The following is a 24,413-nucleotide window of genomic DNA, read 5'->3' as shown; positions in this document are numbered from 1 at the left end:
CGGCGCCCCGCCCTCTCCGCCCGGCCGCTATGCCGACGAACCCGTGCAGCCGCCCTCGCCACACAGCAGCGATGCACCCGCCACATTGGCCAGGATGGCCAGCAGGAACAGGCCCATGACGATCAGGGCCGGCAAGGCCACGGGCTTTTTCAGCGCGTTGTCGCCCCACTTGCGGTCGGCTGCCAGCATCAGCACGCAAAATACCAGCAGGCCGCAGAAGGCCATGAAGGTCCACGAATCTACCGCCATTCCGAGCACGGCCGGCCGGATCATGGCGGCATCCCGCGACAGCAGCAGATTGACCGCCGCGGCCAGCCCGCCCAATGCGGCGGCCAGCACCATGGCGTAGTGCAACGGTGACGGCCCCAGACGGATATTGAGCACCATGCCCACCCCTGCCATCACCAGGGCTGCCCGTTGCAGCTGGCAGAGCGAGCACGGCTCCGAAGCGTGCAGCACCTGCCACGCCAGCGTCGCATACAACAGTACGCTGATGCCCAGCAGGGCAAAGGTATTGATGATGCGGGAACCCCGAGCCGGATTCAGTGAGAAGAGCAGACTCATCTAAACCCGCGCTAGAGCGCCAGCGCGAATGGCTGGACCAGCTGCGCACCCGCTCCGGCGATAAAGATCACCAGGGTGGCCAGCCAGAGAGTAAAACAAGGGCGGCGCTTGCCGAGCATGCCATACCAGACTGCCAGGGCACTGGTAAGAAAGGGCAACGTCATCATCATGCGATCGTCCTCCGAAGGTCGATCGTTACGATACGAAATAATGCGTTGCGCTGGCCGGCAAACAAACCGCGCATCACCCCTTTTTTCGCCGGATTGGGAAGCCGGGCGACCGCAAGGTCACTGCCCCGCCGCAGAGATCTGACGGCATGCCGATGTAGCCTTCCTGGCAACAGGCGCCGGCCCCCGGCCAGTGCGGGGGCGCAAAGCCCGGACTCACGCCACCAGGCGATCCAGGGCTTCGCGATACTTCGCGGCCGTATTCTGCAGCACGTCTTGCGGCAGGCGCGGCGCCGGCGGCGTCTTGTCCCAGGGCTGGGTCTCGAGCCAGTCGCGCACGAACTGCTTGTCGAACGACGGCGGGCTGATGCCCTCGCGCCAGCTGTCGGCAGGCCAGAACCGCGACGAATCGGGCGTCAACACCTCGTCCATCAGGTACAGGGTGCCGTCATCGTCAAGCCCGAACTCGAACTTGGTGTCGGCGATGATGATGCCTTTGGTAGCCGCAAATTGCGCGGCCTCGGCGTACAGGCGCAGCGTGACATCGCGGATGCGCTCCGCCATTTCCACGCCGACTTCATTTACCACATGGGCAAAGTCGACGTTCTCGTCATGCAATCCGAACTCTGCCTTGGCCGCCGGCGTGAAAATGGGCTCGGGCAGCTTGCTGGCCTGCTGCAGTCCGGCGGGCAATGCAATGCCGCATACTGCCCCTGTGGCCTGATAGTCTTTCCAGCCCGACCCAATGAGGTAGCCCCTGGCCACCGCTTCGACCAGGATGGGCTTGAGGCGCTTGACGACGACGGCCCGGCCTCGAACCTGGTCGAGCTCGTCGGCGGCCACGACGTCTTCCGGACGTACGCCGGTGGAATGGTTGGGCAGAATGTGCGCCAGCTTGTTCAGCCAGAATTCGGTCAGTTCGGTCAGCACCTGCCCCTTGCCGGGGATGGGGTCATCGAGAATGACGTCAAAAGCGGAAATGCGGTCGGAAGCGACGATGAGCAGTTTGTCGTCGCCCACGGCGTACATGTCGCGCACTTTGCCGCGACCCAGTAGCGGCAGAGACTTGATGCTGGATTGGTGCAGGGCGGAGGTCACGAATCGGCCTATGGCAAAAAATGAGCATAGATTACTGCAAATGCCGGCGCCGCGTTCTGGGCGCCCGGCTGCGCAACATTGCGCGATCAGCGTCCGGCCTGGCGGGCGGCCGCGGCATGCCCGTACCGGCCTAGGCCATGGCACGCGGGCGCAGGCCGGCATGGCTGCGCGAGGGCGGTGAAAATCGTTTAGGCTATGGCCCGATCGACTCACCAGGAGACCCGATGCCATCCAGCACCTTTTCCACGTTGACCGGCGGTTGCCAATGCGGGGCAGTCCGTTATGAAATCACGGCGGCACCCCTGACGGCGGCCACCTGCCACTGCCGCGACTGCCAGTACGCCAGCGGCGGCGCGCCGGCGCATGCGCTGGTGCTGGCCCCGCAAGCGCTGCGGATATTGCGCGGTCAGCCCCGCGAGTACGCGTACCGCGGCGAATCGGGCAATTCCGTCTCGCGCCGCTTCTGCCCCGAATGCGGCACGCCGCTCTTCGGACACACAGAAGGGAAGGATTATGTCATCGTCAAGGCGGGGTCGCTGGACGACCCGGATGCGTTCCAGTCGCGCCTGACGCTGTGGACGGACTCCGCGCCAAGGTGGCACCACATCGATCGCACGGTTCCCGCCTTCGGGGGCAACGCGCCGGCCTGATCGCCGCCGGGGCGCCGAAAAACAGGCGCCGCCCGAGGGCGGCGCGGCTACATCCGACGTACGTCGGCCCGAGCTTACTGCACGACTTGTTGCAGCTTGCCGGAGGCGTACTGCTGCGCCATTTCCGACAGCGGCAGCGGTTTGATCTTGCTGGCGTTGCCGGCCGTGCCGAACTGGGTGTAACGCTGCACGCAGATGGCCTTGGCAGCGGCACGGGCAGGCTTCAGGTATTCACGCGGGTCGAACTTGCCGGGGTTCTCGGCGAAGAAACGGCGGATGGCGCCGGTCATGGCCAGACGGATATCGGTGTCGATGTTGACCTTGCGCACGCCGAACTTGATGGCTTCCTGGATTTCTTCGACGGGCACGCCGTAGGTTTCCTTCATATCGCCGCCGAATTCGCGAATCTCGGCCAGCAGCTCCTGCGGTACGCTGGAGCTGCCGTGCATCACCAGGTGGGTGTTGGGCAGGCGGGCGTGGATTTCCTTGATGCGTGAAATCGACAGGATGTCGCCCGTGGGCTTGCGGCTGAACTTGTAAGCGCCGTGACTGGTGCCGATGGCGATGGCCAGGGCGTCGAGCTGGGTGCGGCGCACGAAGTCGGCGGCCTGCTCGGGGTCGGTCAGCAATTGCTCGCGGGTCATGGTGCCTTCCGCGCCGTGACCGTCTTCCTTGTCACCCATCATGGTCTCGAGCGAACCCAGGCAGCCCAGCTCGCCTTCGACCGTGACGCCCAGCTTGTGGGCGACATCGACCACTTTCTTGGTGACTTCGACGTTGTATTCGTAGTCGGCGATGGTTTTGCCGTCTTCTTGCAGCGAGCCGTCCATCATCACGCTGGAAAAGCCCAGGTCGATCGCGCCCTGACAGACCTTGGGCGACTGGCCGTGGTCTTGGTGCATGACGACCGGGATATGCGGATACGACTCGACGGCCGCCTGGATGAGGTATTTCAGGAAACCCTCGCCCGCGTATTTGCGAGCGCCGGCCGAGGCCTGCATGATCACCGGGCTGTCCGTTTCGGCGGCAGCTTCCATGATGGCCTGAACCTGTTCCAGGTTATTGACGTTGAAGGCGGGAATGCCGTAGCCGTGCTCGGCGGCATGGTCGAGCAACTGACGCATGGAAACTAGGGCCATGGGGTGGTCCTCCTGAATGGCAATGGAATGGAAAGTGCAAGCCTGCTGAACAGCGGGATTTTAGCCGGGATTGTGGCAGGCTCTCAGCAGGCAATGTCACGGAAGGTGTCAGGGCATGGCCAGGGGCCCAAGCGTGGGAAGCCGCCGGCGGCGGCGCGGACGGAAATACGAGGGCTGCGCGCTGAGCTTTCCCGCCTGCGTCGGGCAGCGCACACGACGATTTCTGGAAAGTTTCCCGCCGATTTCTGGCCGACATCTGGCGGCTGGCGGCTGGCGGCTCGCGGGCAGATTGCCGGCGACGGCCGACTGCTCCCCGGCCGCTGACCGGCCTCGTCCGGGCTCCTGCCGGGGTCGTTGCCGGCAAATGCCCGACTGCTGTGTCCGGGTCACGCTCCAGCTGGCCTGGAGCCGCGGTCCCGGCCGCTTCCGGTCGGCTATTCGTTTACCGTACAGCCCACCGGTTCGCCGGCGTCGAACTCCACGTCATAGGTATGTTCGTTGTCCCAGGGCACCGTGAACCACATCTCGTACCCCTCGCCCGACTCATCGAACAGCCACAGGGCGCGCAACACGGCACAGCCCGCCATGGATTCGGCACTCTCGTCGGCCAGCCATTGCGCCGGGTCGACCCCCTGTTTCAACCACTCTTCACGCGTGTAGTGGTCCAGGAGGAAATCCGCGGCCGACAACACCTGATCGTCGAGATGGTCCAGCAGCTCTCGCACCACGCGGGAAGCCTCGGGGCCCGGGGCCTCGCCATCGGTCTGGACCATGATATGGATGGGCGGCCGCCCCGGGCCGGCGGGAACGTTCTCGGCTGCCCAGAGATCAGGAGCTTCGGGATCTTGGGAAAAATTTAGCGTCGCCACGGTGGCCCTCCGCAAGCTGGATGAGCCGGCTCAGAGCGAGCCGGCCAAGCCCCATTTAACCAGACCCCGTCAGCGGGTGCCGACGCAACCACGAAAAAAGGGCCAATGCGAGCGGTGTGCTGCCGATGATCGCCCCTACCCTGCCCCGGCTTCGCCCCGCATCGCGACACGGATTCCGGCGGCGTCCGAGAGCCGATATCCGGCTCCCAGCGCAAGCCGCGCGGCCGATCTGACGCAATCGACGTTAGAAGCGGCCGTTCCCGGCGGCAGATCTTCCAGGCCCACCCGGATATGTCCGCCGCGCTCCAGCGCGTAGGGCAGCAGAGGCGAAATCTCCACGCCCAGCCCAGCCACCATCCAGGGCATTCCCGGATCGCAACGTTCGAGCATATCGACATAAACGTCTACACCCTGCGGCTCGGGCCTGAAGCCGAAGGTATAGGTATCGCTGAACATCAGCCGATAAATCGGTTTGGGCAATCCCGGGATCGCCTGGCGCATTGTCGCGCCCATGCGCAGGAATCCGGGTTCGTAGATGGTAAAGCTGGGATGAAACTGGTATGCCGCCGCCAGTTGGAGGTTGTTACGGATCTCGGGGACGGTGTTGGTATGGATAAAGCCGTCCTTTCCATTCAGGATGTCGTCATGCGATGCAAAATTGAGGCTTCCCAGATCGGCCACGGACCATTCCAGCAGCCCCCGCTTTCCCAGCACCTCTATCACGCTGAAGCGATCATCCGCCACACAGGCGCCAGGTCCTTGCGAGGCCGCGGCGAAAGGCACTGTCGGGTAGACAATCGCGTCAACTCGGCTGCGAACCCCCTCGATGATCCGCGTGTAGATATCCGGATCATCTTTCTGCCGGCCCGTTGAGGGGTCGTAGGCATGCACATGCACGATCGACGCGCCTTCGTTGACGCACGCGATGGCCTCCGCAATGATCTCGGCCTCTGTCACCGGGATGCCCGGCTGATATTGTCGTGTCCATGGCCCGTTCAAGGCGACCTCCAGCCAACGCTCTCGTGATGACTCAAGCATGGCGATCTCCCAGTCTGGACACCGTGTCGAGCAAGGTCTCGGCGGCGCCTTGCGTGAAGCCTTCGCTGAAATTCATTCGCTGCACGAACTCGAAAAAAATGGGGCCCAACAAGGGCTCGGTGAAATGTTGCAGCATCCACGCATCTTCGCCACGCTCGGCCAGCATGATGTGGTGCCGCTGCAGGGCTGACAGCTCCTGGCCCGCCCGCCTGGCCCGCGGCGCACATTCCACGTAGTGCGACGCCGGAATCTTCAGCGCAGGAATGCCATTCGCCGCCAGGCGCCGCGCCAGTGAAACGACATCTTCGGTCGAAAACGCCACATGCTGGATGCCCTCGCCGTTGAACTCATGCATCTGGCGATAAAGTGGAGAAGCAGGATCGAGGGGCTCGTTGCAAGCCAGGTTGATGCCCCTGCAGGGGCTGCGCATTACGGTAGTGATGGTGCGCGCCCCATCCACCAGCAACTCCGCCTCGAACACTCGCTGAAAACCGAATGCCGACGACAGAAAGTCGTTCCAGTACTCCCGCTGCCCTGTCGACACATTGAAGGTAAGGTGATCCACCTTCTGCAGCGCCCCGGGCGGCATGGCGGTACATCCTCCCGGCTTCGGCCCGGCACTCGGCCGCGCGGCATCGACGAAAGTCATCGCGATACCGCCCATCCCGAGCACGGCATATTCGTACGGACGAGTGCCATCGTCCGGAACAGGCAATGGCTGCGCGCCCGCATGGATAGCCCGCTGCCAAGCCAGCTCGGGATGCTGGACGCGCATACCCACAGCCGCCAGCGCCGGCCCGTGCAACTCTGCGTAAGTCCGCCCGAAGCTGCCCGGCGTGACGTCGACAATAAGTTCAAGGGTCCCTTGTTGCCAACGCGCGCGCTCGTCGGATCCATCCACCCGCTCGAAACCGAACGCTCGCAATATCGGCTCCAACTGTCCTGGACGCTCGGCTCCGAACTCGAGATACGCGAGCCCCTCGAAACCACATGGATCTCCGACGGGCGTCACGATTTGCGCTCCTGGCCGCGTTTTGAAGGAATGGCGCAAAGCATTTCGAACGCCAGATTTGCAGCGGTCAACGCAGTCATCCCGGCACAATCGAAGGGGGGCGACACCTCGACCACATCGGCGCCGACGATATTCATGCCCGAGCACCCCCTGATGAGCTGCAGCGCCTGTGCGGTAGACAGACCTGCAATCTCCGGCGTGCCGGTGCCCGGCGCGTAGGCTGGATCCAGCCCGTCTACATCAAAGCTGATATACATCGGGTGGTTTCCTATGCGCGCCCGTATGCGAGCCACAACGTCGTCCATGGGACGCTGCCAGCACTGCGCTGCGGGGACCACCTGAAAACCCTTGCTCGCCCCCCAATCGAACTCGTCCGAGGTATATCCGGTACCGCGAAGCCCGATCTGGAACACCTTCTCACAACACAGCAGGCCCTCTTCAACCGCACGCCTGAAGGGGGTTCCGTGCGCGATTTTCTCGCCAAACATCGTGTCGTTGATGTCTGCGTGAGCGTCCACATGCACCAACGCGACCGGACCGTGGTATTGGGCAATGGCGCGCAGGATAGGCAGTGCGATGGTGTGGTCTCCGCCCAGCGTCAGGGGTATGCAACCCTGAGCCAGCACCGCTTTGTAGTAAGTCTCGATGCGCTCGATGCTGTCCAGCAAGTTGTAGGGATTCACTGCCACATCGCCCAGGTCGGCGACTCGCAAGCGACTGAACGGCGAGTCGCCCGTTCCCAAGTTGCAGGGCCGAAGCAGCGGCGATTCGGCCCGGATGGCGCGCGGCCCGAATCTGGCGCCAGGGCGGTTCGACGTACCAAGGTCGAGCGGCACGCCGACGAACGCCACATCCAGGCCTTCCGCGCTGGAGACGTGGGGCAGCCTCATCATGGTGGCGATCCCACCGAATCGAGGCATGGCATTCCCGCTGAGAGGCTCATTAAAAGAGGTCAATTTTGTCTCCGTCATTGAATCAAAAGCGTGTGAGCACACTGGGCAAATAGGTGGCCAGCGCCGGCATCCACGCCACCGCCGCGATGACGAGGAACTGGCAGGCAAGAAACGGCAACACGCCGCGCGTCATGTCGCGATAGGTCATCTCTGGCGGCGCGATGCTGCGCAGATAAATGATGGATGGCGCCACGGGCGGCGTCAGGTAAGAGGTTTGCATGATGACCAGCGCAAGCACCCCGAACCACAGCGGATCGATGCCGTGGGCGACGATCAGAGGCTGGAAGATCGGCACGCAGATCAGAATGATCGTGACCCAATCGAATGGATAGCCAAGCACAAAAATGATCAGGCCCATGGCGAAAACGAGCTGGGACTGCGAAAGTTGCATCGATTCGATCAGATGCAACACCGCTGCCGACCCGCCCACCAGGATGAACATGCTGGTGAACATGGTTCCCGCCAGCACGACCAGCAGGATCATCACCGAGATCCTCACCGTATCCTGGCAGGCCTCGAGAACACTGCGCAGGCTGAACACCCGGTGCAGTATCGATAGCGCCACGGCGCCGATCACGCCCATCGCCGCCGCTTCGGTGGCTGTGGCCACGCCGGCGAGTATGGATCCCAGCACGACCACAATCAGCAACACGACCGGCGCGATGCCCGAGACCAGCATGATCACCTTGTCCCGGCGCGGCATGCGGTCGAATTCACTGGTGTCGGGACGTGGCGCATCCTGCGGCCTGAGCCACCCATGCAGAACGATGTAGCCGGCGAACGCGCCCATGGTCAGCAGGCCCGGGATCAGAATGCCTGCCGTCAGGTCTCCGATGCTCATGTCCGCGACCGACGCATACACGACAACAATGATCGACGGCGGGATGATCGTGCCCAGCGATCCACCAGCACAGATCGACCCTGCGATCAGCGGCTTGGCATAACCGCTGCGCATCATGGCCGGTATCGCCATCAGGCCCACCAGCACTTCCACCGCCCCCACAATCCCCGTGGCGGCCGCGAATACTCCGCACATGGTGATCGCGGCGAGGGCCATTCCGCTGGGAAGGCCCCGCATGATCAGCTGCAACGCATTGAAGAGGCGTTCGGCGATGCCGGATCTCGCCAGCAGAAAACCCATCAGAACGAACATTGGCACTGCGGTGAGCGCCTGGTTGCGCGCGACATCCGCCGTGGTGGTCCACAGGTGCTGACCAACGGCGCCGCCCAGCGTGTAGGCCCCTGCCGCAAACGCAATTCCGGCCATGCTCAAGGACACCGGAATCCCCAGGAACAGGAACGTAAAGAGCGCTATGAACATCAGCGCCGGCATCCAGTCAGACATGGCTGCCTCCCGACGAAAGGGGACTGCGTCCCAGGGCATGCTTGACGATCTCCGCCACACATTGCAATGCAAATCCCGACAGGCCAATCGCAATGGCCAGGTAGAACGGGCCTACCGGCGGCGCCCACGCGCTCATCTGTTCCAGCTCATGCGTCGCAATCGCATGCAGGGCCCGCTGCCATGCCGTCGCAGCCAGCAGCGTCAGCCCGGGCAGTAACAGCACCAGGTAGAAGACAATGTGGATGAGGTCCTGGACGTGGCGCGGAATGACGCCCAGAAAGGTCTCTACTCTGACGTGCACATTCTTGGACAGGGCCCACCCGGCGGGCACCATCAGCAGCGTTCCGTTGATCATGTAAGACAGGTCGTTGGCCCATAGCGTCGGACGATCCAGTACGTAACGACTGAAGGTCTCGTACGCCATGAGCAGTGCCAACGCGGGCACCAGCACCAGCACCGCCCGCCCCAGCTGGCGATTCAGCCATTCGATGGCCTGCACGATCCGCCAAGCCGCTTGACGGAATGTGCGGCCTGATTCGGTACGGTGGCTCATCGTCCCAGCGCCTGCGAGGTGGCTTCCCATTTATCCTGGAAAGCAAAGTACGAATCGGCGATCCGCTTCATCCAGGGATTGCCCTTGGCTTCCTGGGCCGGCACGCGTTCGCTTACCCAATCGCGACCCGCCTGCTTGATTTCCTGCTTGAACTCGTCCGACAGGTAAACCACCTCATTCCGGCCGTCGAGCAGTCTGCTCATGGCATCCAGGTCGGCGACGCCCCATTCCATATAGGTGTCGAAACTCGTCAGCTGGGCCGCCAGCTGCAACTGGTGCCGGATGTCCTCGGGCAAGGCATCCCACTTGTCTTTCTGCATGATCACCTCGAATGCATAAGACGGGGAATGCACGCCGGGCACGACGATGTACTTGGCGATTTTTTCCAGACCTGCCTTGAGGTTCCCGCTGGGCGTGGACCATTCGGCGGCGTCGATCGCCTTGCGTTCGAGCATGGTGTAGACCTCGTGCCCCGGAACCACCACCGGCGCAGCGCCGAAACTCTGCAATATGTTGGCCCAGCTGCCGATCGTGCGGAACTTCAACCCCGCCATATCGGCTTTCTCTCGAATGGGGCGATGTGAATGTGCAAATATTTCGGCCGTTCCCAAGCCGGCGATCAAGGGCTGCAAGCCCATCTGTTCGCGGCGGAATTCCTGCCAGAGCTCTTTCCCTCCGCCGTAGTACAGCCAGTGAAAGTACGCTTCGGGCACCATTCCTCCCGGCTGCCCGCTCAGCAGGATGTTGGCCGGATCCGTGTTCACGATATAGGCCGGCACGGTCTGGCCCAAATCGGCCACCCCACTCATTACTGCGTCATGCACCCCGAATGGAGGGGCCAGCACACCGGCAGGAAACGGCTGGATCTTGACGCGCCCCCCGGTCAGCTGTTCCGCGTACTTCACAAATTTCAGTGCATAGACGGTGTAGTTGGCGCTGGCTTCGGGCGCCGTGGTGGCCATGCGCCATTTGAATTCCTGGGCGTGGCCGGGCGCGCCCGCCAGCAAACAGGACAGTAATGCGAGTGCGGGCCCGAATGCACGGGCGCGTTTGAGCAATTCCATCGAGATCTCCTCGTCAGGACAGGTGATACAGCAGTTGGATAAATGAGGTTCGGCGCCTAGGGCACTTTGAACGCGTGCCGCAATGCCTGCGTCACGCCACCGGTAATCGCGTCGGCGAGACGGCGGCCTTTTTCGGCGGAAGCGCCCTGCGCCGGGCTAAGCGAGCCACATTCCGGCCCCCATGCAGGGTCGGCGGGAAATATGTCGTAAGGGGGAAAGACCGGGGTCGGTTCGCTTGGAATGCGATCGATCAGCACATGCTGCGGGAAATAATGCAGCATCATCGAGGTTTCCATCGCGGCGGCGTGCTCGAACTGAACGTTGAGCCCTTCCGGGAAAATCGCTTCAATATCCGCCGGTTCGAGAACATCCCAGTACTCGATGCGCATCGTGCGCATGCCCTGGGCAACCACCGCCGGATCGCGCATCGCGATGTCGATGCCTTCGGTCAGGAACCACTGGTTTTCGAAGTGGCCATTGAGAAAGCACAGCCGCTTGACGCCATGGCGATGCATTTCGCGCAACAGGTCGCCCACCAGCCTGATGTAGGTCTGCCCGTCGAGATTCGTGGTGCCTGGAAACTTCGGCCCGCCTCCCGATTTAGGCATGGACTTATAGCCGTAGCTCAAAGGAGGCATGACCAGCCCTCCTATTTGCCGGGCGACGTCCTGGGCAATCGCTTCGCTCAGCATGGCATCCACGCCAAGGGGAAGATGCGGCCCATGCTGCTCGATCGCTCCGCACGGCACGATGACCACTGGCTGCCGCTCTATCGCTTCGGCAAAGGCCTGCCATGTCATGTGCATTACCCGGACATCGTTTCTCATAGCTCCCCCCTTGAAGTTATGGACGAAGTCTAGCCACCGCCTTACATTCGATAAATACGGCCCGATGATTTTTTATATTCAGAAAATTGCATGTATCGCCATACCGGGCTCAGTGGCCATTCAGGTCTGCAACGAAGGCCCGGGCGGCAAGCGACAGCGTGTTGCCCCGGCGGTATATCAATTCGAAATCCGCTGTGTGCGTGGGCAGCCGCGCGACCTTCAGGGGCCGCACGCTGCCTGCGTCCACCCACGGTCTGGCGTAATGAGTGGGCAGGTGGCCCAGATAGCGCCCGGTCAGTATCAGCATGGCCACGGCCTCCATTGTGGCCACGGTCGCCGTGACCCTTGCACCGCGAGGCAACATGGGGTGCTTCATCGGGTAGTAGCTGCGATGGGCGAATTCATGGGGAAGCAGATCCCGAATCTGCAGGTTAGTGGCTGCAAATAGCGGATGGTCTCGCCCGCAATAAAGCTCATGGCGCTCGTCGAAGAGCTTTTTGTAGACCAGCCCGGGGGCGCGATTCGGAAAGCAGCCCACGCCCAGTTCCAGCCGCCCGTCCACAACTTTCTGCTGGGTCTCCAGCGGTGAGCCTACGTGCAAATGCAGGTGAACGCTGGTGCGTCGGTCGTTGAAACGCCGCAGCGCATGGACCAGCGGCGAAGTCTCGTTGGTGACCGTATTGTCTATGACCCCCAGGTGCAGATCGCCGGTCACCACGCCATGCAAGGCCGCGATCTGCTTATTGAACGCGTCATGCGCGGCAAATAGGGTCTTGATCGAGGCGTAGATGGCTTGGCCCTGGGGGGTCACCCTGAACCCTTTGCGCCCGCGCTCGCAAAGCCGCACGCCCAGTTTTTCTTCCAGTGCTGCCATCCGGTTGCTGATGGTAGGCTGGGTCGAATTCAGGATCACCTGCGCGGCCGTGAATCCACCGCTCTCGACGACGGCGACGAAAAGTGCCAGCAAACGCAGGTCGATGGATGTCAGCCGGCTGTAGTCCATGCAATCTCCTTGTGGCGGCTTTCATATGGGATAGCGACCGCTCTGGTATAGGCAACAGCGCGCCGGCCACCGACTTCAATCGGCTCGGATTATTCCATAATCCCCCTTGCATGAGTTCCTGAATTGGCCGCACGGTCAAGCGGGGCCGCACCTCATTCGAAGTTCCCCCCCCCCCCCGCAGGCCTGGGTACCCGCACCCGGCGCCCAACCTGCGCGCCGGTATATATTCAAGCTTTCCAGTTGCCGGAGCATCGACATGCTGAAGGGTTCCTGCCTGTGCAGCCGCGTGGCCTACGAAATATCGGGTCCATTGACGCAGGCCTGGCACTGCCATTGCGCGACTTGCCGCAAGGCCCACGCTACCGCCTTTCGCACGCGTGCCACGGTACAGGCCAAGGACTTCGCCTGGACGCGCGGCGAAGGTTCGGTGACCTGGTATAGCTCGTCGCCCGGCCATTACCGCGGCTTCTGCAGCGCCTGCGGCACGCCGCTGCTGGCGCGCTTCGACCAGGCGCCGGAAACCTACGGCCTGCCATTGGGCGCGTTGGACGACGATCCGGGCATCCGCCCTTCCTGCCACGTGCATGTCGCCAGCAAGGCCTCGTGGTACGACATCACCGACGACCTGCCTCAATACCAGAAGTCGGCCCCGCGCTCCGAATAGAAGTCGCCAGCCCGGCTGCTCCGTAAGTCGGCCCGCCGAACGGCTGACCGGCTACATGAAGTCCGCCATTTCATAGAGCGGGCGGATTTCGATTTCGCTGGGGCCGGGCATGGGATTGGGGCACCGTTTAACCCACGCGACGGCCTCGTCCATATCCCGCACCTGCCACAGCCAGAAGCCGGCCACCAGCTCGCGCGTTTCGGCGAACGGTCCGTCGGTGACATGACGGCTGGAACCCTCGAACGCCACACGCTTGCCTTCAGACGACGGGCGCAGCCCATCGGCGGCAAGCAGCAGCCCGGCTTTTTCGAGTTCGGCGTTGAATTCACCCATGGCCTGCAACAAATCGGCTGACGGCAGCTCGCCCGCCTCGCTTTCAACGGTGGCTTTCACCAATACCATTACCCTCATGCTGGTCTCCTGACTCGGGCGCCCCATTGGCGCGCATACCCCTACGACGCGCCAATCTCGGGCAAATAGACACAAATCTCGCGCAAAAGCGCCCGAATTCGGGAAAACCCTGGTCAAACAGGAGGGTTTGGAGTAATATCTTTAGTTGTTCCGTGCAAAAGTTCTGAATGACAAACACGGTACGCTATACCCCGCTTCTTCCGGTGTTGTGCCCCGCGCAGTGCCGCGACCAAGCCGCGCCCCGCGCGCATATTGCCCCCAGCGGCGTGAGTACCGCCCCGGGTTCCGCCAGGTTCCTCGGGCCCAGTACCTCCGTACCAGCCGGGACGTTTTACGTTCCACCGCTGGCCCAGGTCCGCTTGGGTCCCGCGCATGCCGCCCACGGGTGGCGCGAGTGCCATGCCACGGTGCCCGCGCGCATCGACCAAGGAGAGTCATACATGGCGAAAGAAGAACTGATCGAACTCGACGGTATCGTTGACGAAGTGCTGCCCGATAGCCGCTACCGCGTTACCCTGGACAACGGCATCGAAGTAGGCGCCTACGCGTCCGGCCGTATCCGCAAGCACCGCATCCGCATCCTGGCGGGCGACCGCGTCACCCTGGAAATGTCGCCTTACGACCTGACCAAGGGCCGCATCAATTTCCGTCACAAAGACGAACGCGCCCCCCAGACCGCGCGTCCCGCGCAGCGCCGCCGCTAAGCAGCGCCTGGCTTGGCCCGATCCGTATGCCGTTCATGGATACGAACGTTGCGGATACGAACGAATCGCCAGAGGCCGCCGCACAGCGCGTGGCACAGGCTCAGCATGCCGTCAACCAAGGCGAACTGGGCTTGCGCCTGCTGAAACAGTCGCGCGCCGCGTTTGTACAAAGCCTGCGCGCTACCGGCCTGACCTATGCGCAGGCCTGCATCAAATACGACAACTGCCTGGAAGAACAACTCCGACTGCACCAGGCGGCCGTCGACACTCTGCAGTACGCTGAACGGCGTTACCAGTCTCTATTGGCCACGGTGCGGTAAAGCCGCGCATACCCTGCGCCTCGGTGCGGAGCATCCACTGCACCGCGTCGACATCCAGGACGCGGGCGCCAGCGCCGCCCGCCTCAGCGTTGCGCGGCCCCAATGAAAATGGCCGGATCGACACGAGCCCCGTTGAGGCTCACGTTCCAGTGCAGGTGGGGGCCGGTCGCGCGCCCCGTGCTGCCCACCTTGCCTACGACCGCACCGCGCGCCACCTCGTCGCCCGGCTTCACATCGATGGCCGACAGATGGCAGAACATGGTGATGAAGCCCTGGCCATGGTCTATGAACACGGTGTTGCCGTTGAAGAAGTAGTCGCCGACCAATACGACACGCCCTGCAGCGGGCGCCTTGACCGGCGTGCCCTCGGGCACCGCGAAGTCCAGGCCTGAATGCGGGTTGCGTTCTTCGCCATTGAAGAAGCGGCGCAAGCCGAAGGGGCTGGACAACCGGCCCTCGACCGGCCGGTCCAGGATCACGTTGCTGGGGACGATGCCCTCGCGGAAGTGGCGGTAGGCAGCCATCTGCACGTCGAGCTCGCGCTCGATGCGCTTGACGTCTTCCGGATGCGGGGTGACCTGGCGGCGATTCTTCAGCTTGATGTGCTGCGCCGCGTATTCTTTACTGCCCACCTGGAACGCCACCGGAGCGCGGCCCTGCACCTGGAGCGTATGCCGCCCGGGCGCCTTGCCCAGTGCAATGCCCACGATGGCGATCCACTGCCGGTCGCTGTCGCGCACCACCATGACACGATGGCCATCGAAGCTGGCGTGCGGCGCCTGCTCGGCCTCGCCCAGCTGGACCACTGCAACACCTCCGGGCACGGGCATGTCGAGCTTGCGGGCAATGTAGCCCTGCGCATGCGCCTGCGCCATCCAGGCCAGCAAGGCCGCGCCCAGCAGCAGCACCTGCGCCATCACCCGCGCCAGGCGTGCACGCGGTAGCAGGCTGGCTACATGCACAGATTCGCGGCCTCGACCAGCGCCGTGCTGTACCGCGGAATGCGCGTCGACAAGCGCACGTCGGTCTTGCCCTTCCAGGTAGTGGCGGTCAGCACGGCCTCGACCCCCATGGTGCCGGGCACGATCAGCTCGAAGCCGTTATGCACCGCCTGCGTTTCCGTCTGCGTACCCGCGCCTTCCCAGGCGGTCTTGACGCACGTGGTGTATTGATCCGCAGGCCGGGCCGTCGAGCCGAAGAAAACCGGCTCGCGTCCGCGCACGTCTTTGACGTTGGCGCAGCCGGCCAGGATACCCATCAGTGCCAACGTCGCGATGCATCGCAATTTCATGAAGATAAGCTCAAAAAACGGACAGAAAGAACCGGTGAACTATAACGCACGCCTTCGTCATGCTGCCGGCTTGCGCAGCGCCGACTTGGGGCGGAACGCCTTGACCACATGCTCGTGCGTCTCGGCGTAAGGGCCACCGATGAGATCTATGCAATAGGGCACGGCGGCGAACACGCCCTGCACCGCGACACTGCCGTTTTCATCACGCAGCCCTTCAAGCGTTTCGCGTATGGCCTTGGGTTGACCGGGCAGATTGATGATCAGCGCCGCGTGACCTTCGATTTCGCGCACGACCGCAACCTGACGCGACAGGATGGCGGTGGGAACGAACTTGAGGCTGACCTGGCGCATCTGCTCACCGAAGCCCGGCATTTCTTTGGTGGCGACGGCCAGGGTCGCCTCGGGGGTGACGTCGCGCCGTGCCGGGCCCGTGCCGCCGGTAGTGAGCACGAGGTCGCACCCGCAGGTATCCACCAGTTCAACCAGCGCCGCCGAGATCTCGCCGGCTTCGTCGGGTACGAGCCGTTCGACGGCCTGCCAAGACGAGGAAATCGCCGTGCCGAGCCACTCGCGCAGTGCCGGCACGCCCTGGTCCTGGTAGACGCCGGAGGTGGCTCGATCAGAAACAGATACCAACCCGATGATGAGGTCGTCGGGATGGCGGCGAACAACGCGTTGCGGGGTGGCGGGCATGACGATATCCAGTAACGAAAAATCCGATGCTATCGCATTATGGCGATCCGGGGCCCCCGCGCCGGGCCATTGGCCCGCCTCCTGGGAATCTTCCCGTGCATCGCCAGGCTGCCCGTGGCGCACGGCGTTTTGATGGCGCCCCCGCGCAAGTAGGATCGAAGGCCGCTGCCGCCGCTGAGCGACCGCGGCAAACCATCCCGACGGGAGGGCCTGTCTTACACGAGAGGAACCGGTCCGGCGTCACAAATCTGCAATAATCTGGCCTGCGTTCCTTCCGAAATCGCCTCTCCCACCCCATCCCTCCCCATGTTCCAAATTTTCTCCGGCCTGGACTTCTGGATAGGCGCGAGCCTCGTGCTGGCCTTGTTTTTCGTCCTGGCCTTCGAATTCATCAACGGATTCCACGACACCGCCAACGCCGTCGCCACCGTTATCTACACCAAAGCCATGCCGCCGCACCTGGCCGTCGTCATGTCCGGAATTTTCAACTTCCTGGGTGTGCTGCTGGGCGGCGTGGGCGTTGCCTATGCGATCGTGCATCTGCTGCCTGTCGAACTGCTCATCAACGTTGACACCGGCCAGGGCCTGGCCATGGTGTTTGCCATGCTCACGGCGGCGATCGCCTGGAACCTGGGCACCTGGTACTTCGGCATCCCGGCCTCCAGTTCCCATACCCTGATCGGGTCCATCCTGGGCGTGGGCCTGGCCAATGCCCTGCTCACAGACCTGCCCCTGGGAGACGGCGTGAACTGGAACAAGGCCATCGACATCGGTCTGTCCCTGGTCGCCTCGCCCCTGGCGGGCTGCCTGGTGGCAGGCGGACTGCTGCTGCTCTTCAAGCGCTGGTGGCCCACCTCGAAAATGCACAAGACGCCCGAACAGCGCCGCGAAATCGATGCGAAGAAGCACCCGCCCTTCTGGAACCGCCTGGTACTGGTGCTGTCGGCCATGGGCGTCAGCTTCGTGCACGGATCCAACGATGGCCAGAAGGGCATAGGCCTGATCATGCTGGTGCTGATCGGCATCGTGCCGGCCCAGTTCGTGCTGAACGAATCCAGCACCACTTACCAGATCGACCGCACCCGCGATGCCGCCACCCACCTGGCCGCCTTCTACAACCGCAATCACGCTGCGCTGGACGAGTACCTGGCGCTGTCCAAGTCCAAGTCGCCCGCGCACGTGCTGCCCGACCAGTTCCGCTGCGATCCGCAACTGACCATGCCCACCATCGATGCGCTGGTCGCGAACTTGCGCGGGGTCACCCACTACGCCGAACTGCCCTCCGAACAGCGCATCGCGATACGCCGCTACCTGCTGTGCCTGGATGACACGGCCAAGAAAGTTTCGGGCCTGGACGGCGTGCAGGAACGCGATCGGGCCGACCTGGGCAAGCTGCGTTCAGACCTGACCGCCACCACTGAATACGCGCCCCTGTGGGTCATCGTGGCCGTTGCCCTGGCGTTGGGCATCGGCACCATGGTCGGCTGGCGTCGCGTCGTGCTGACCGTCGGCGAGAAAATCGGCAAGCAAGGCATGACCTACGCCCAAGGCATGGCGGCCCAGCTGACGGCGGTCGCCGCCATCGGCATGGCGAACGTGTTCAGCCTGCCCGTGTCCACCACGCATGTGCTGTCTTCCGGCGTGGCGGGCACCATGATCGCCAACAAGAGCGGCCTGCACCGCAGCACAGTGCGCACCATTCTGCTGGCCTGGGTCCTGACGCTGCCCGCCTCGATGCTGCTGGCAGCCGTGCTGTTCTGGCTGGGCATGTCCCTGACCTGACGGTACCGCACGGCCCCGACGTGGCCTGGCTGAGCCGACCCGCCCGCGCCTGGCGGGTCGAGCCCGGGGGGCCTGGGCCAGCCAGGCACGCGCGGCGGCATCGGCCCCACGGGCCGCCCGACGGGCGGCCCGCTAGTGCGCCAGTTGCACCACCATCAGCAAGACGCCATATCCCACCACCCCGGCAATCACCGCCACGCCTGTATTGCGCAAACGCCTTGCCGCCAGCGCCGTGGTCAGCATGCCGCCCGCGTAGGGCAGCCATTGCGACAGGCCTTTCAAGGCCACCACGTCCGGCACAATGACGGCCGCCGCGATGCCGGCCAGCAGCGCCGGGCCCAGGGCCGCCATCGAAGACCCTTCCGCCAGGCGACGCAGCAGCCGGCTGCGGGCAGACAGCAGGAATGGCAGAGCACGCGTCAGGTACGTGATGACCGCCATGGCGATCACCGCGCCCCAGAATCCAAGTTCACCGCTCATGACGCGCCCCGCTCTCGCGATCCTGCGCGGCTGGCGGCGTCCGGCCGATAGCACAGGCAACCCGCCACGGCGCCTGCCACGATCGCCAGCGTTGTCTGGCCGAACGCCGCGAATGCGCCCGCGACGAGCAGCGCCGCCAGGACCGGCGCACGCATCGCGCGCGTGCTGCTCTGGCAGACCAGCGCCAGGAACAGGGCCGGCAGAGCAAAGCGCATCACTTGCGACAGCATGGGATAGTGACGCTCCAGCCCGTCGCCCGCATACACGCCCACGGCCGTGCCCGCGATCCAGGTCAGCCATGCACCCACGCCCAGCAGGGTCATCCAGCGGTTGCGCGTGGCGGGAGGCACCCGTTCAATGCGGTGCAACGCCGTCGCAAATACTTCATCCGTGAGCAGGAAGGCGATTTTCAGGCGTGTGCGCAGTCGCTGCGGCAAGAAGCGCGACAACAGCGGCCCGTACAGAAGATGCCGCGCATTGAGCAGCGAGCACAGGGCCACCACCCAGAGCCATGGCGTGCCCGCCTTGATCGAGGCCAGCAGCAGGAACTGGCTTGCGCCCGCGTAGACCAGCACCGAGATCAGCACCACCTGCAGCGGCGCCAGCCCCGTGCCCACACCAGCAATGCCGAATGTGACGGCCACAGGGAAATAGCCGATCATGACCGGCAGGCAGGCCTTGAGCCCTGCCCACCCGGCCTCATCCGCGGAGTGCGGCGCCGGCGACGGCGCCGATGAACGGTTCATGCAATGCTCCTGCAACAACAGAGCCGGCAGTGTACCTAGTGGCCGCCCGCCCGGCGCGGCATAATACCCACCACCGCTCATCCCGGCTGCCGCCGCGGCCTGCACCCAGGGAACCATCGTGCTGGACATCATCGACGCAGACTTCAACAACCCGGACCATGGCGAGATGGTCGTCGCCTTGCTCGACGAATACGCTCGCGGCCCCATGGGCGGCGGCCAGGCGCTGTCCGACTACACCCGCACCCACTTGGTGGCCGAGCTCGCGCGCCGCCCCACTGCGGGTGCGCTGCTGGCTCTGTACGAGGGCCAGCCCGCCGGCCTGGCCATCTTCTTCGAGGGCTTTTCTTCCTTCGCGTGCAAGCCGCTGCTGAACCTGCACGACTTCATGGTTTCCGAACGCCATCAGCGCAAGGGTATCGCCCAGCGTCTGCTGCAAGCCCTGGAAGACGTCGCCCTGCGCCGAGGCTGCTGCAAGATCACGCTGGAAGTGCTGCAGGGCAATGAGCCCGCGAAGGCCCTTTACCGCAAGATTGGTTACCAGGGCTACGAACTGGCCGATGACACCGGCCAGGCCATGTTCTGGCAAAAGAAACTGGCCGCCTAGGGCCATCGCCTCCCATCATCGAGCGCCATCATGCCCAACGCCGCCGACCTGCGTCTGCTCGCCAACTACAACGCCTGGATCAATCAACGCATCTACCGGGCCGCGGCCCAACCCGCCGCCTGCGCAATGGAGCCGCGCGGCGCATTCTTCGGCTCGCTGTTCGGTACGCTGAACCACATCGCGGTGGGCGACATCCTCTGGCTGAAGCGCTTCGCCACGCATTCTGCGGGCTACACGGCGTTGGACCCGGTATGCGCCTTGCCCATGCCCAGCGGGCTCGACCAGCCATTGAGCCCCGACCTTCCGGGCCTGACGGCGCTGCGACAGATGCTCGACCGCGCCATCATCGACTGGGCCGCTCAGGTCGCCGACGCCGACCTGGGCCAGGTGCTTGCATATTCCAGCTCCCGTGGCGTGGCGTCGCGGCGCAACTTCGGCAGCGTGGTGCTGCATTTCTTCAACCACCAGGCCCATCATCGCGGCCAGGCCACGACCCTGCTGACTCAGGCTGGCATCGATGTCGGTCCCACCGACCTGCTGCTGCAGGTGCCAGACGAGTTGGCTCCCCCTTTGTGATCACACCAGCGAGCTCTTGAATGAACCTGCGCGACATCCCCTTCGACACCACGGACTGGCAGACCATCGAACCCACCGTGCATCCCGGCGACACCGGTTCGGCCCTTTGGCGCACGCGCCAATTCGGCGACATCCGCGTGCGCATGGTCGAGTATTCGCCCGGGTACCTGGCCGACCACTGGTGCAGCAAAGGGCATATTCTGTTGTGTCTTGAGGGCGAACTGCATACCGAACTCGAAGACGGCAGACACTTCGTGCTGAAGCCCGGCATGAGCTACCAAGTGGCTGACCAGGCCGAAGCGCACCGTTCATCAACGCCCACCGGCGCCCGCCTGTTCATCGTCGACTGAACGCCCTGGCGCCACGGCCTCGGATGCCGGCGCAACCCGATTGCGGTACGCTTGAGGATACGCCGCGGCCATGGGCCGCGCCGCGCCACGCGCGCACGCCTTCGGAGACCACCTTGCCCGCGCCGCTTGCCTCGCCGCTTACGCTGTATGTCGATGCGTTGCTGCTCAGTCCATACGCCATGGCGGCGTATATCGCCTTGGCCGAGAAGGGCCTTCCCGTCGAATTGAGGCTGGTCGACCTGGGCGCGGGCGAACAGCGGCTGCGGCCCTACGCCAGCCGCGCACCCACCTGCCGTATTCCGGCCCTGACCCACGACAGCTTTCACCTGACCGAATCCAGCGCCATCATCGAATACCTGGAAGACGTCTTCAGTGCGCCCGACTATCCGGCGCTTTTCCCTCAGGCCCCCCGGCAGCGAGCCCAGGCACGGCAGATCCAGGCCTGGTTGCGGAGCGATCTCGCGCCCTTGCGTGAGGAACGCCCCACCGAAGTCGTGTTCCACGGCGCCCGCTGCGCGGCGCTGGGCGATAAGGCTCAGGCGGCCGCAGCCAAGCTGATCCGCGTGGCCCAGGCGCTGCTGCCCGAGGGCCAGCCTCACCTTTTCGGCGCATGGTGCATTGCCGATACCGAACTGGCGCTGATGTTGCGCCGCCTTGCGTGCAGCGACGATGCACTGCCGCCGGGCCTGCGCGCCTATGCCGACAGTCAATGGCAGCGGCCGACGGTGCAGACTTGGCTGCAGTTCAATCACGACGCCCGCATCTGATGCAGCTGCTCGACCACGTTTCAATCACCGTGGCCGACCTCACCACGGCGCGCCCCTTCTATGACGCGGTCATGGCAACGTTGGGAGCCGTCAAGATTTATGATCGCCCCGACGGCCTGGGCTACGGTGAGCGCTGCGACGGTGCCTCGCCTGACCATACCTATCTGTCAGTGTTGCTCTCCGCTGCCTGCAATGCCGCAGTGCGTCGCCATTGGTGCTTCAAAGCCGCCAGCCGTTCAGCAGTCGATGCGTTCCATCGGGCTGGCCTGGCCCACGGCGGGCAGGATCTGGGACAGCCAGGCGTGCGCACCGATTACCACCCTCACTACTACGCCGCTTTCCTATCCGATCCGGCAGGCAACCGCATCGAGGCCGTGTGCCATGCACCCTGTGCGCCCGCCGTTGACAAAACCAACGAGGTTTCCGTGGTCTGACATGCGGCAATGCACTCGCCTTCAAGTTCCAGGCTGAACGGCTCAATTCTGGCGACCAGAGCGAAAGTTATACTGCTTCATTGAGCGCAATGCCTAGCAAATCTCGCCAGATGAAGAAATTCTTCAACCCCTTTCCCAAGTATCTGCAGCTACGCGAGATCCTGCGCAAGCGTATGCAGTCTGGTTATGAAGTAGGCGATCGGCTACCTACAGAGGGGGCGTTGTGCAAGGAATTTGCGGTATCCCGTGAGACCGTGCGTGAGGCACTGCGGTCGTTTGAAGAAGAAGGCATCATCGTCCGGCGCCAAGGGCAGGGCACTTTTCTTGCCAAGCGCTTCGAACAACGCGGCGAACAGCGCCTTACCGGAATGAGCGAAGACTACACGGCGCTGAAACTGGATACGAGTTCCAGATTGATCAAATCGGGCGCCGTGCTCCTGCCGGATATCGCCAAACTCATCGAATCCCCGTCCGACGATGTCTTCATGGTGAAACGGGTACGGTATTTCGAAAATAGTCCACTGGCCCTGCATTTTGCCTACTTTTCTCCTGAAGTCGGCGTGCAGATTCAGGACGTCAATTTTGAAGTTGTTTCAATTTTGAACCTGATCTCGACGGAGCTGAAAATCGCGTGCTTCGAAGAAAAGCAGCAGATCGAAGCCCTGGTGGCCTCGCCGGAGCTTTCGGAATTCCTTGATATATCTGTCGGTGCGCCAGTGCTCTTCCTGTCGCGCTTTTTCCGCAGGGACGATGGCACGCCGCTTGCTGTGTCACTCTTACTATCGGGCGGATCGCTACTATTACAGCTTGAACATCGCCGATGTATCTCGCACTTCTAGTCGCAAATCTCCCGTCGCTCGCGCAAATGCGGTCTCTCGTTTGAAAGGTAGCTCGGCCGCCAACTGAAGTGCACTACCGGAAATGGGTTCAGGAAGAGCTTGGTCATTTGTATGGTTGCCCGTACAATCCAACAACTATCCACATATCCCGACCGTAAATGGTGCCCCAGTGAACACCCCGATTCAAAAACCCGCGGCCGCCGCGGGAAAAGATCGATTTGGTAATCCGATCGACCCGACCGTGTCGTACGCGCGCGGGCAAATTCTGCGGGGAAATGCCGACGAGGTGGTACGCCAACAGCGAGCGCATCAGCTGGTACACGACCGCCGCACGGCACTGGGCGATGGTGCCCTCTTCAACTTGACCGGGCTGATCAGAGGATTTCGCTACAAGCAAGGAGACCAGGCGAAACTGCACTCTTATATCGATTTCGCCGCCATCGACACCAACCAGATCGTTCCTGCGGCACTGGGATTTATGGGTGGTGCATCGCCCGAGCACGACGGCCTGTTGTGCAACCGGGTCAGCGCTGCGGCACTGGCAACGATGCTGGCTCTGGTAAAGCCTGGCCAGACTGTACATTCAGTGGTGCCCGCAGATCGATGCCATCCGTCTATCAAGAACTCTGTAGCTGTTGCGGGTGGAGAGTTTCGGGAATTCGTTGGCCCAGACTCGTTCGAGCAAGGCCTACAGCAAGACCCGATGCCACCCGTGCTGGTGGTGATCACGACTATCTCACCGTCCAAGCATCACATGGTCGAACAGGATATTCGCACCGCAATCCGCCTGGCCAAAGCGGCCGGAGCCGTCGTCGTTCTGGACGACGCCCACATGGCAGCACGAATTTCGCTTTACGACGAGACGCCGCCGCTGGCATTAGGCGCTGATGTCGCGTTCTGGTCATTGGACAAACACCTGACCGGCCCCAGATCCGGGATGCTCGCCGGCCGCACTGAACTGGTAGCCAAGATCCGCACCACCGCTTTCATGTTTGGCCTCGAAGCCCAATTGGGTTCTCTGGTGGCCGGGTTGAACGCCATGACCGATTTCGATGCAGACCCCATACGCGAGGCAGCATCGTTCGCCGAGCAGGTCATGTCAGCGCTGCAGCCGATGTTGCTGGGCCGAGCCTATCGCGCAGGCGCCGGAATTGCTATATCCGGAGAAGACCTGCTCGAGCTGGCATGGCGCGAAAGTGGATCGACGCGCTGTCACCTAGTGCCGATCGAGGCCACCGCCGCTGCGGCCATGGTCTTGCTGCAAACCACAGGAGCGGTAACGATTCCTGCATCGGGCATGCCAGGGTCCGCATGCGTATATCGATTGATGATGTACCCGGACGGGATGCGCCTCGGAAGCGATGCAATCCTTGAAGGAACGCGGCAGGCAATCTCAACCGTGGCGAAATTGATGACGAACATCGATGCCGCGCGCGAGTTGATTCTTGGTCGATGACGGGCTACCGCATT

30 protein-coding genes and 1 pseudogene are annotated in these 24,413 nt (G+C 63.3%); 12 read left to right on the top strand and 19 right to left on the bottom strand.

Annotated features, from left to right (window positions below; all coding sequences use genetic code 11):
• Positions 1–27: 27 nt before the first annotated feature.
• From ACV17W_RS19225 to ACV17W_RS19215, 3 genes are all read right to left on the bottom strand, one after another.
• Positions 28–558 (bottom strand): disulfide bond formation protein B, encoded by a 531-nt coding sequence (locus ACV17W_RS19225; protein ID WP_462596590.1) that lies wholly within the window; start codon positions 556–558, stop codon positions 28–30.
• Positions 559–575: 17 nt separating this feature from the next.
• Positions 576–734: a DUF5993 family protein gene (locus ACV17W_RS19220; RefSeq protein ID WP_462593957.1), complete on the bottom strand. Its 159-nt coding sequence runs from the start codon at positions 732–734 to the stop codon at positions 576–578.
• A 213-nt stretch (positions 735–947) separates the two neighbouring features.
• Complete coding sequence (locus tag ACV17W_RS19215; RefSeq protein ID WP_462593956.1) at positions 948–1,829, bottom strand: phosphoribosylaminoimidazolesuccinocarboxamide synthase; 882 nt, start codon at positions 1,827–1,829, stop codon at positions 948–950.
• A 224-nt stretch (positions 1,830–2,053) separates the two neighbouring features.
• Between ACV17W_RS19215 and ACV17W_RS19210 the strand changes: the two genes are divergently transcribed.
• Entirely contained in the window at positions 2,054–2,479 is a 426-nt protein-coding gene (locus ACV17W_RS19210) for a GFA family protein (protein WP_462593955.1), read from the top strand.
• Between the two features lie 74 nt (positions 2,480–2,553).
• On the opposite strand, the gene fba is transcribed toward ACV17W_RS19210, so the two are convergent.
• The 10 genes from fba to ACV17W_RS19160 form a co-directional block, all read right to left on the bottom strand.
• Positions 2,554–3,618 carry a class II fructose-bisphosphate aldolase gene (gene fba / locus ACV17W_RS19205; protein WP_462593954.1) on the bottom strand — a complete coding sequence of 355 codons (1,065 nt, stop codon included), beginning with the start codon at positions 3,616–3,618 and terminating at the stop codon, positions 2,554–2,556.
• A gap of 434 nt (positions 3,619–4,052) precedes the next feature.
• A complete protein-coding gene (locus ACV17W_RS19200; RefSeq protein WP_462593953.1) occupies positions 4,053–4,487 on the bottom strand; it encodes a hypothetical protein in 435 nt (144 codons plus the stop codon).
• A 135-nt stretch (positions 4,488–4,622) separates the two neighbouring features.
• Positions 4,623–5,525, bottom strand: a complete 903-nt coding sequence (locus ACV17W_RS19195) for a beta-keto acid cleavage family enzyme (protein ID WP_462593952.1) — start codon at positions 5,523–5,525, stop codon at positions 4,623–4,625.
• Complete coding sequence (locus tag ACV17W_RS19190) at positions 5,518–6,537, bottom strand: 4-hydroxyphenylpyruvate dioxygenase family protein (protein ID WP_462593951.1); 1,020 nt, start codon at positions 6,535–6,537, stop codon at positions 5,518–5,520. The genes ACV17W_RS19195 and ACV17W_RS19190 overlap by 8 nt, the downstream gene beginning before the upstream one ends.
• Complete coding sequence (speB, locus tag ACV17W_RS19185; protein WP_462593950.1) at positions 6,534–7,457, bottom strand: agmatinase; 924 nt, start codon at positions 7,455–7,457, stop codon at positions 6,534–6,536. Before speB ends, ACV17W_RS19190 begins: the two co-directional genes overlap by 4 nt.
• A 55-nt stretch (positions 7,458–7,512) precedes the next feature.
• Entirely contained in the window at positions 7,513–8,835 is a 1,323-nt protein-coding gene (locus ACV17W_RS19180; RefSeq protein WP_462593949.1) for a TRAP transporter large permease, read from the bottom strand.
• Entirely contained in the window at positions 8,828–9,388 is a 561-nt protein-coding gene (locus ACV17W_RS19175; protein ID WP_462593948.1) for a TRAP transporter small permease subunit, read from the bottom strand. The genes ACV17W_RS19180 and ACV17W_RS19175 overlap by 8 nt, the downstream gene beginning before the upstream one ends.
• The gene (gene dctP / locus ACV17W_RS19170) at positions 9,385–10,452 is read right to left on the bottom strand and encodes a TRAP transporter substrate-binding protein DctP (protein WP_462593947.1); all 1,068 of its coding nucleotides are present in this window, start codon (positions 10,450–10,452) and stop codon (positions 9,385–9,387) included. Before dctP ends, ACV17W_RS19175 begins: the two co-directional genes overlap by 4 nt.
• A 56-nt stretch (positions 10,453–10,508) precedes the next feature.
• Positions 10,509–11,279, bottom strand: a complete 771-nt coding sequence (locus ACV17W_RS19165) for a creatininase (protein WP_462593946.1) — start codon at positions 11,277–11,279, stop codon at positions 10,509–10,511.
• A 109-nt stretch (positions 11,280–11,388) separates the two neighbouring features.
• Complete coding sequence (locus ACV17W_RS19160) at positions 11,389–12,282, bottom strand: LysR family transcriptional regulator (protein WP_462593945.1); 894 nt, start codon at positions 12,280–12,282, stop codon at positions 11,389–11,391.
• Positions 12,283–12,538: 256 nt separating this feature from the next.
• Between ACV17W_RS19160 and ACV17W_RS19155 the strand changes: the two genes are divergently transcribed.
• Entirely contained in the window at positions 12,539–12,946 is a 408-nt protein-coding gene (locus ACV17W_RS19155) for a GFA family protein (protein ID WP_462593944.1), read from the top strand.
• Between the two features lie 57 nt (positions 12,947–13,003).
• On the opposite strand, the pseudogene ACV17W_RS19150 reads toward ACV17W_RS19155, so the two are convergent.
• Positions 13,004–13,357: pseudogene (locus tag ACV17W_RS19150) on the bottom strand (YciI family protein); the annotation flags it as partial.
• 440 nt (positions 13,358–13,797) lie between these two features.
• Here ACV17W_RS19150 and infA point away from each other — a divergent pair.
• Both infA and ACV17W_RS19140 read left to right on the top strand, forming a co-directional pair.
• Entirely contained in the window at positions 13,798–14,061 is a 264-nt protein-coding gene (gene infA, locus ACV17W_RS19145; RefSeq protein ID WP_462593942.1) for a translation initiation factor IF-1, read from the top strand.
• A gap of 35 nt (positions 14,062–14,096) precedes the next feature.
• Positions 14,097–14,381: a hypothetical protein gene (locus ACV17W_RS19140; RefSeq protein WP_462593941.1), complete on the top strand. Its 285-nt coding sequence runs from the start codon at positions 14,097–14,099 to the stop codon at positions 14,379–14,381.
• An 83-nt stretch (positions 14,382–14,464) separates the two neighbouring features.
• Here ACV17W_RS19140 and ACV17W_RS19135 read toward each other — a convergent pair whose 3' ends face one another.
• The 3 genes from ACV17W_RS19135 to mog are packed head-to-tail and all read right to left on the bottom strand — an operon-like array spanning position 14,465 to position 16,365.
• Positions 14,465–15,298 carry a peptidoglycan DD-metalloendopeptidase family protein gene (locus ACV17W_RS19135; RefSeq protein WP_462593940.1) on the bottom strand — a complete coding sequence of 278 codons (834 nt, stop codon included), beginning with the start codon at positions 15,296–15,298 and terminating at the stop codon, positions 14,465–14,467.
• Between the two features lie 35 nt (positions 15,299–15,333).
• Entirely contained in the window at positions 15,334–15,672 is a 339-nt protein-coding gene (locus ACV17W_RS19130) for a hypothetical protein (protein WP_462593939.1), read from the bottom strand.
• 57 nt (positions 15,673–15,729) lie between these two features.
• Positions 15,730–16,365 carry a molybdopterin adenylyltransferase gene (mog, locus tag ACV17W_RS19125; protein WP_462593938.1) on the bottom strand — a complete coding sequence of 212 codons (636 nt, stop codon included), beginning with the start codon at positions 16,363–16,365 and terminating at the stop codon, positions 15,730–15,732.
• A 306-nt stretch (positions 16,366–16,671) separates the two neighbouring features.
• Between mog and ACV17W_RS19120 the strand changes: the two genes are divergently transcribed.
• A complete protein-coding gene (locus tag ACV17W_RS19120) occupies positions 16,672–18,147 on the top strand; it encodes an inorganic phosphate transporter (protein WP_462593937.1) in 1,476 nt (491 codons plus the stop codon).
• 132 nt (positions 18,148–18,279) lie between these two features.
• Here ACV17W_RS19120 and ACV17W_RS19115 read toward each other — a convergent pair whose 3' ends face one another.
• Together ACV17W_RS19115 and ACV17W_RS19110 are read right to left on the bottom strand one after the other, a co-directional pair.
• On the bottom strand, positions 18,280–18,627 hold the full coding sequence (locus ACV17W_RS19115; RefSeq protein ID WP_462593936.1) for an AzlD domain-containing protein: 348 nt from the start codon (positions 18,625–18,627) through the stop codon (positions 18,280–18,282).
• Entirely contained in the window at positions 18,624–19,373 is a 750-nt protein-coding gene (locus ACV17W_RS19110; protein WP_462593935.1) for an AzlC family ABC transporter permease, read from the bottom strand. The genes ACV17W_RS19115 and ACV17W_RS19110 overlap by 4 nt, the downstream gene beginning before the upstream one ends.
• A 118-nt stretch (positions 19,374–19,491) precedes the next feature.
• On the opposite strand from ACV17W_RS19110, the gene ACV17W_RS19105 reads away from it, so the two are divergent.
• The 7 genes from ACV17W_RS19105 to ACV17W_RS19075 all read left to right on the top strand — a co-directional run bounded on the left by ACV17W_RS19105 (position 19,492) and on the right by ACV17W_RS19075 (position 24,399).
• A complete protein-coding gene (locus ACV17W_RS19105) occupies positions 19,492–19,977 on the top strand; it encodes a GNAT family N-acetyltransferase (protein ID WP_462593934.1) in 486 nt (161 codons plus the stop codon).
• Between the two features lie 30 nt (positions 19,978–20,007).
• Positions 20,008–20,553: a DinB family protein gene (locus tag ACV17W_RS19100; RefSeq protein ID WP_462593933.1), complete on the top strand. Its 546-nt coding sequence runs from the start codon at positions 20,008–20,010 to the stop codon at positions 20,551–20,553.
• A gap of 20 nt (positions 20,554–20,573) precedes the next feature.
• Complete coding sequence (locus ACV17W_RS19095; protein WP_462593932.1) at positions 20,574–20,903, top strand: DHCW motif cupin fold protein; 330 nt, start codon at positions 20,574–20,576, stop codon at positions 20,901–20,903.
• Positions 20,904–21,016: 113 nt separating this feature from the next.
• Positions 21,017–21,670: a glutathione transferase gene (gene yfcF / locus ACV17W_RS19090; protein ID WP_462593931.1), complete on the top strand. Its 654-nt coding sequence runs from the start codon at positions 21,017–21,019 to the stop codon at positions 21,668–21,670.
• On the top strand, positions 21,670–22,104 hold the full coding sequence (locus ACV17W_RS19085; protein WP_462593930.1) for a VOC family protein: 435 nt from the start codon (positions 21,670–21,672) through the stop codon (positions 22,102–22,104). Before yfcF ends, ACV17W_RS19085 begins: the two co-directional genes overlap by 1 nt.
• A 110-nt stretch (positions 22,105–22,214) precedes the next feature.
• A complete protein-coding gene (locus tag ACV17W_RS19080) occupies positions 22,215–22,943 on the top strand; it encodes a GntR family transcriptional regulator (RefSeq protein ID WP_462593929.1) in 729 nt (242 codons plus the stop codon).
• 169 nt (positions 22,944–23,112) lie between these two features.
• A complete protein-coding gene (locus ACV17W_RS19075) occupies positions 23,113–24,399 on the top strand; it encodes a hypothetical protein (protein WP_462593928.1) in 1,287 nt (428 codons plus the stop codon).
• Positions 24,400–24,413: the final 14 nt, after the last annotated feature.

The organism is Bordetella sp. MIP270_01_BMS (genome assembly GCF_054958705.1).
The sequence above is the reverse complement of the archived record's forward strand: the minus strand, read 5'-3'. Positions and strand labels throughout refer to the sequence as shown.

What these genes read in the sequence shown, in the direction of transcription:
- ACV17W_RS19220 (WP_462593957.1), bottom strand. Translation starts at nt 734, where the DNA reads ATGATGATGACGTTGCCCTTTCTTACCAGTGCCCTGGCAGTCTGGTAT.
- ACV17W_RS19210 (WP_462593955.1), top strand. Translation starts at nt 2,054, where the DNA reads ATGCCATCCAGCACCTTTTCCACGTTGACCGGCGGTTGCCAATGCGGG.
- fba (WP_462593954.1), bottom strand. Translation starts at nt 3,618, where the DNA reads ATGGCCCTAGTTTCCATGCGTCAGTTGCTCGACCATGCCGCCGAGCAC.
- ACV17W_RS19195 (WP_462593952.1), bottom strand. Translation starts at nt 5,525, where the DNA reads ATGCTTGAGTCATCACGAGAGCGTTGGCTGGAGGTCGCCTTGAACGGG.
- speB (WP_462593950.1), bottom strand. Translation starts at nt 7,457, where the DNA reads ATGCCTCGATTCGGTGGGATCGCCACCATGATGAGGCTGCCCCACGTC.
- ACV17W_RS19180 (WP_462593949.1), bottom strand. Translation starts at nt 8,835, where the DNA reads ATGTCTGACTGGATGCCGGCGCTGATGTTCATAGCGCTCTTTACGTTC.
- ACV17W_RS19175 (WP_462593948.1), bottom strand. Translation starts at nt 9,388, where the DNA reads ATGAGCCACCGTACCGAATCAGGCCGCACATTCCGTCAAGCGGCTTGG.
- dctP (WP_462593947.1), bottom strand. Translation starts at nt 10,452, where the DNA reads ATGGAATTGCTCAAACGCGCCCGTGCATTCGGGCCCGCACTCGCATTA.
- ACV17W_RS19165 (WP_462593946.1), bottom strand. Translation starts at nt 11,279, where the DNA reads ATGAGAAACGATGTCCGGGTAATGCACATGACATGGCAGGCCTTTGCC.
- ACV17W_RS19160 (WP_462593945.1), bottom strand. Translation starts at nt 12,282, where the DNA reads ATGGACTACAGCCGGCTGACATCCATCGACCTGCGTTTGCTGGCACTT.
- ACV17W_RS19155 (WP_462593944.1), top strand. Translation starts at nt 12,539, where the DNA reads ATGCTGAAGGGTTCCTGCCTGTGCAGCCGCGTGGCCTACGAAATATCG.
- infA (WP_462593942.1), top strand. Translation starts at nt 13,798, where the DNA reads ATGGCGAAAGAAGAACTGATCGAACTCGACGGTATCGTTGACGAAGTG.
- ACV17W_RS19140 (WP_462593941.1), top strand. Translation starts at nt 14,097, where the DNA reads ATGGATACGAACGTTGCGGATACGAACGAATCGCCAGAGGCCGCCGCA.
- ACV17W_RS19135 (WP_462593940.1), bottom strand. Translation starts at nt 15,298, where the DNA reads ATGGCGCAGGTGCTGCTGCTGGGCGCGGCCTTGCTGGCCTGGATGGCG.
- ACV17W_RS19130 (WP_462593939.1), bottom strand. Translation starts at nt 15,672, where the DNA reads ATGAAATTGCGATGCATCGCGACGTTGGCACTGATGGGTATCCTGGCC.
- mog (WP_462593938.1), bottom strand. Translation starts at nt 16,365, where the DNA reads ATGCCCGCCACCCCGCAACGCGTTGTTCGCCGCCATCCCGACGACCTC.
- ACV17W_RS19120 (WP_462593937.1), top strand. Translation starts at nt 16,672, where the DNA reads ATGTTCCAAATTTTCTCCGGCCTGGACTTCTGGATAGGCGCGAGCCTC.
- ACV17W_RS19115 (WP_462593936.1), bottom strand. Translation starts at nt 18,627, where the DNA reads ATGAGCGGTGAACTTGGATTCTGGGGCGCGGTGATCGCCATGGCGGTC.
- ACV17W_RS19110 (WP_462593935.1), bottom strand. Translation starts at nt 19,373, where the DNA reads ATGAACCGTTCATCGGCGCCGTCGCCGGCGCCGCACTCCGCGGATGAG.
- ACV17W_RS19100 (WP_462593933.1), top strand. Translation starts at nt 20,008, where the DNA reads ATGCCCAACGCCGCCGACCTGCGTCTGCTCGCCAACTACAACGCCTGG.
- ACV17W_RS19095 (WP_462593932.1), top strand. Translation starts at nt 20,574, where the DNA reads ATGAACCTGCGCGACATCCCCTTCGACACCACGGACTGGCAGACCATC.
- ACV17W_RS19085 (WP_462593930.1), top strand. Translation starts at nt 21,670, where the DNA reads ATGCAGCTGCTCGACCACGTTTCAATCACCGTGGCCGACCTCACCACG.
- ACV17W_RS19080 (WP_462593929.1), top strand. Translation starts at nt 22,215, where the DNA reads ATGAAGAAATTCTTCAACCCCTTTCCCAAGTATCTGCAGCTACGCGAG.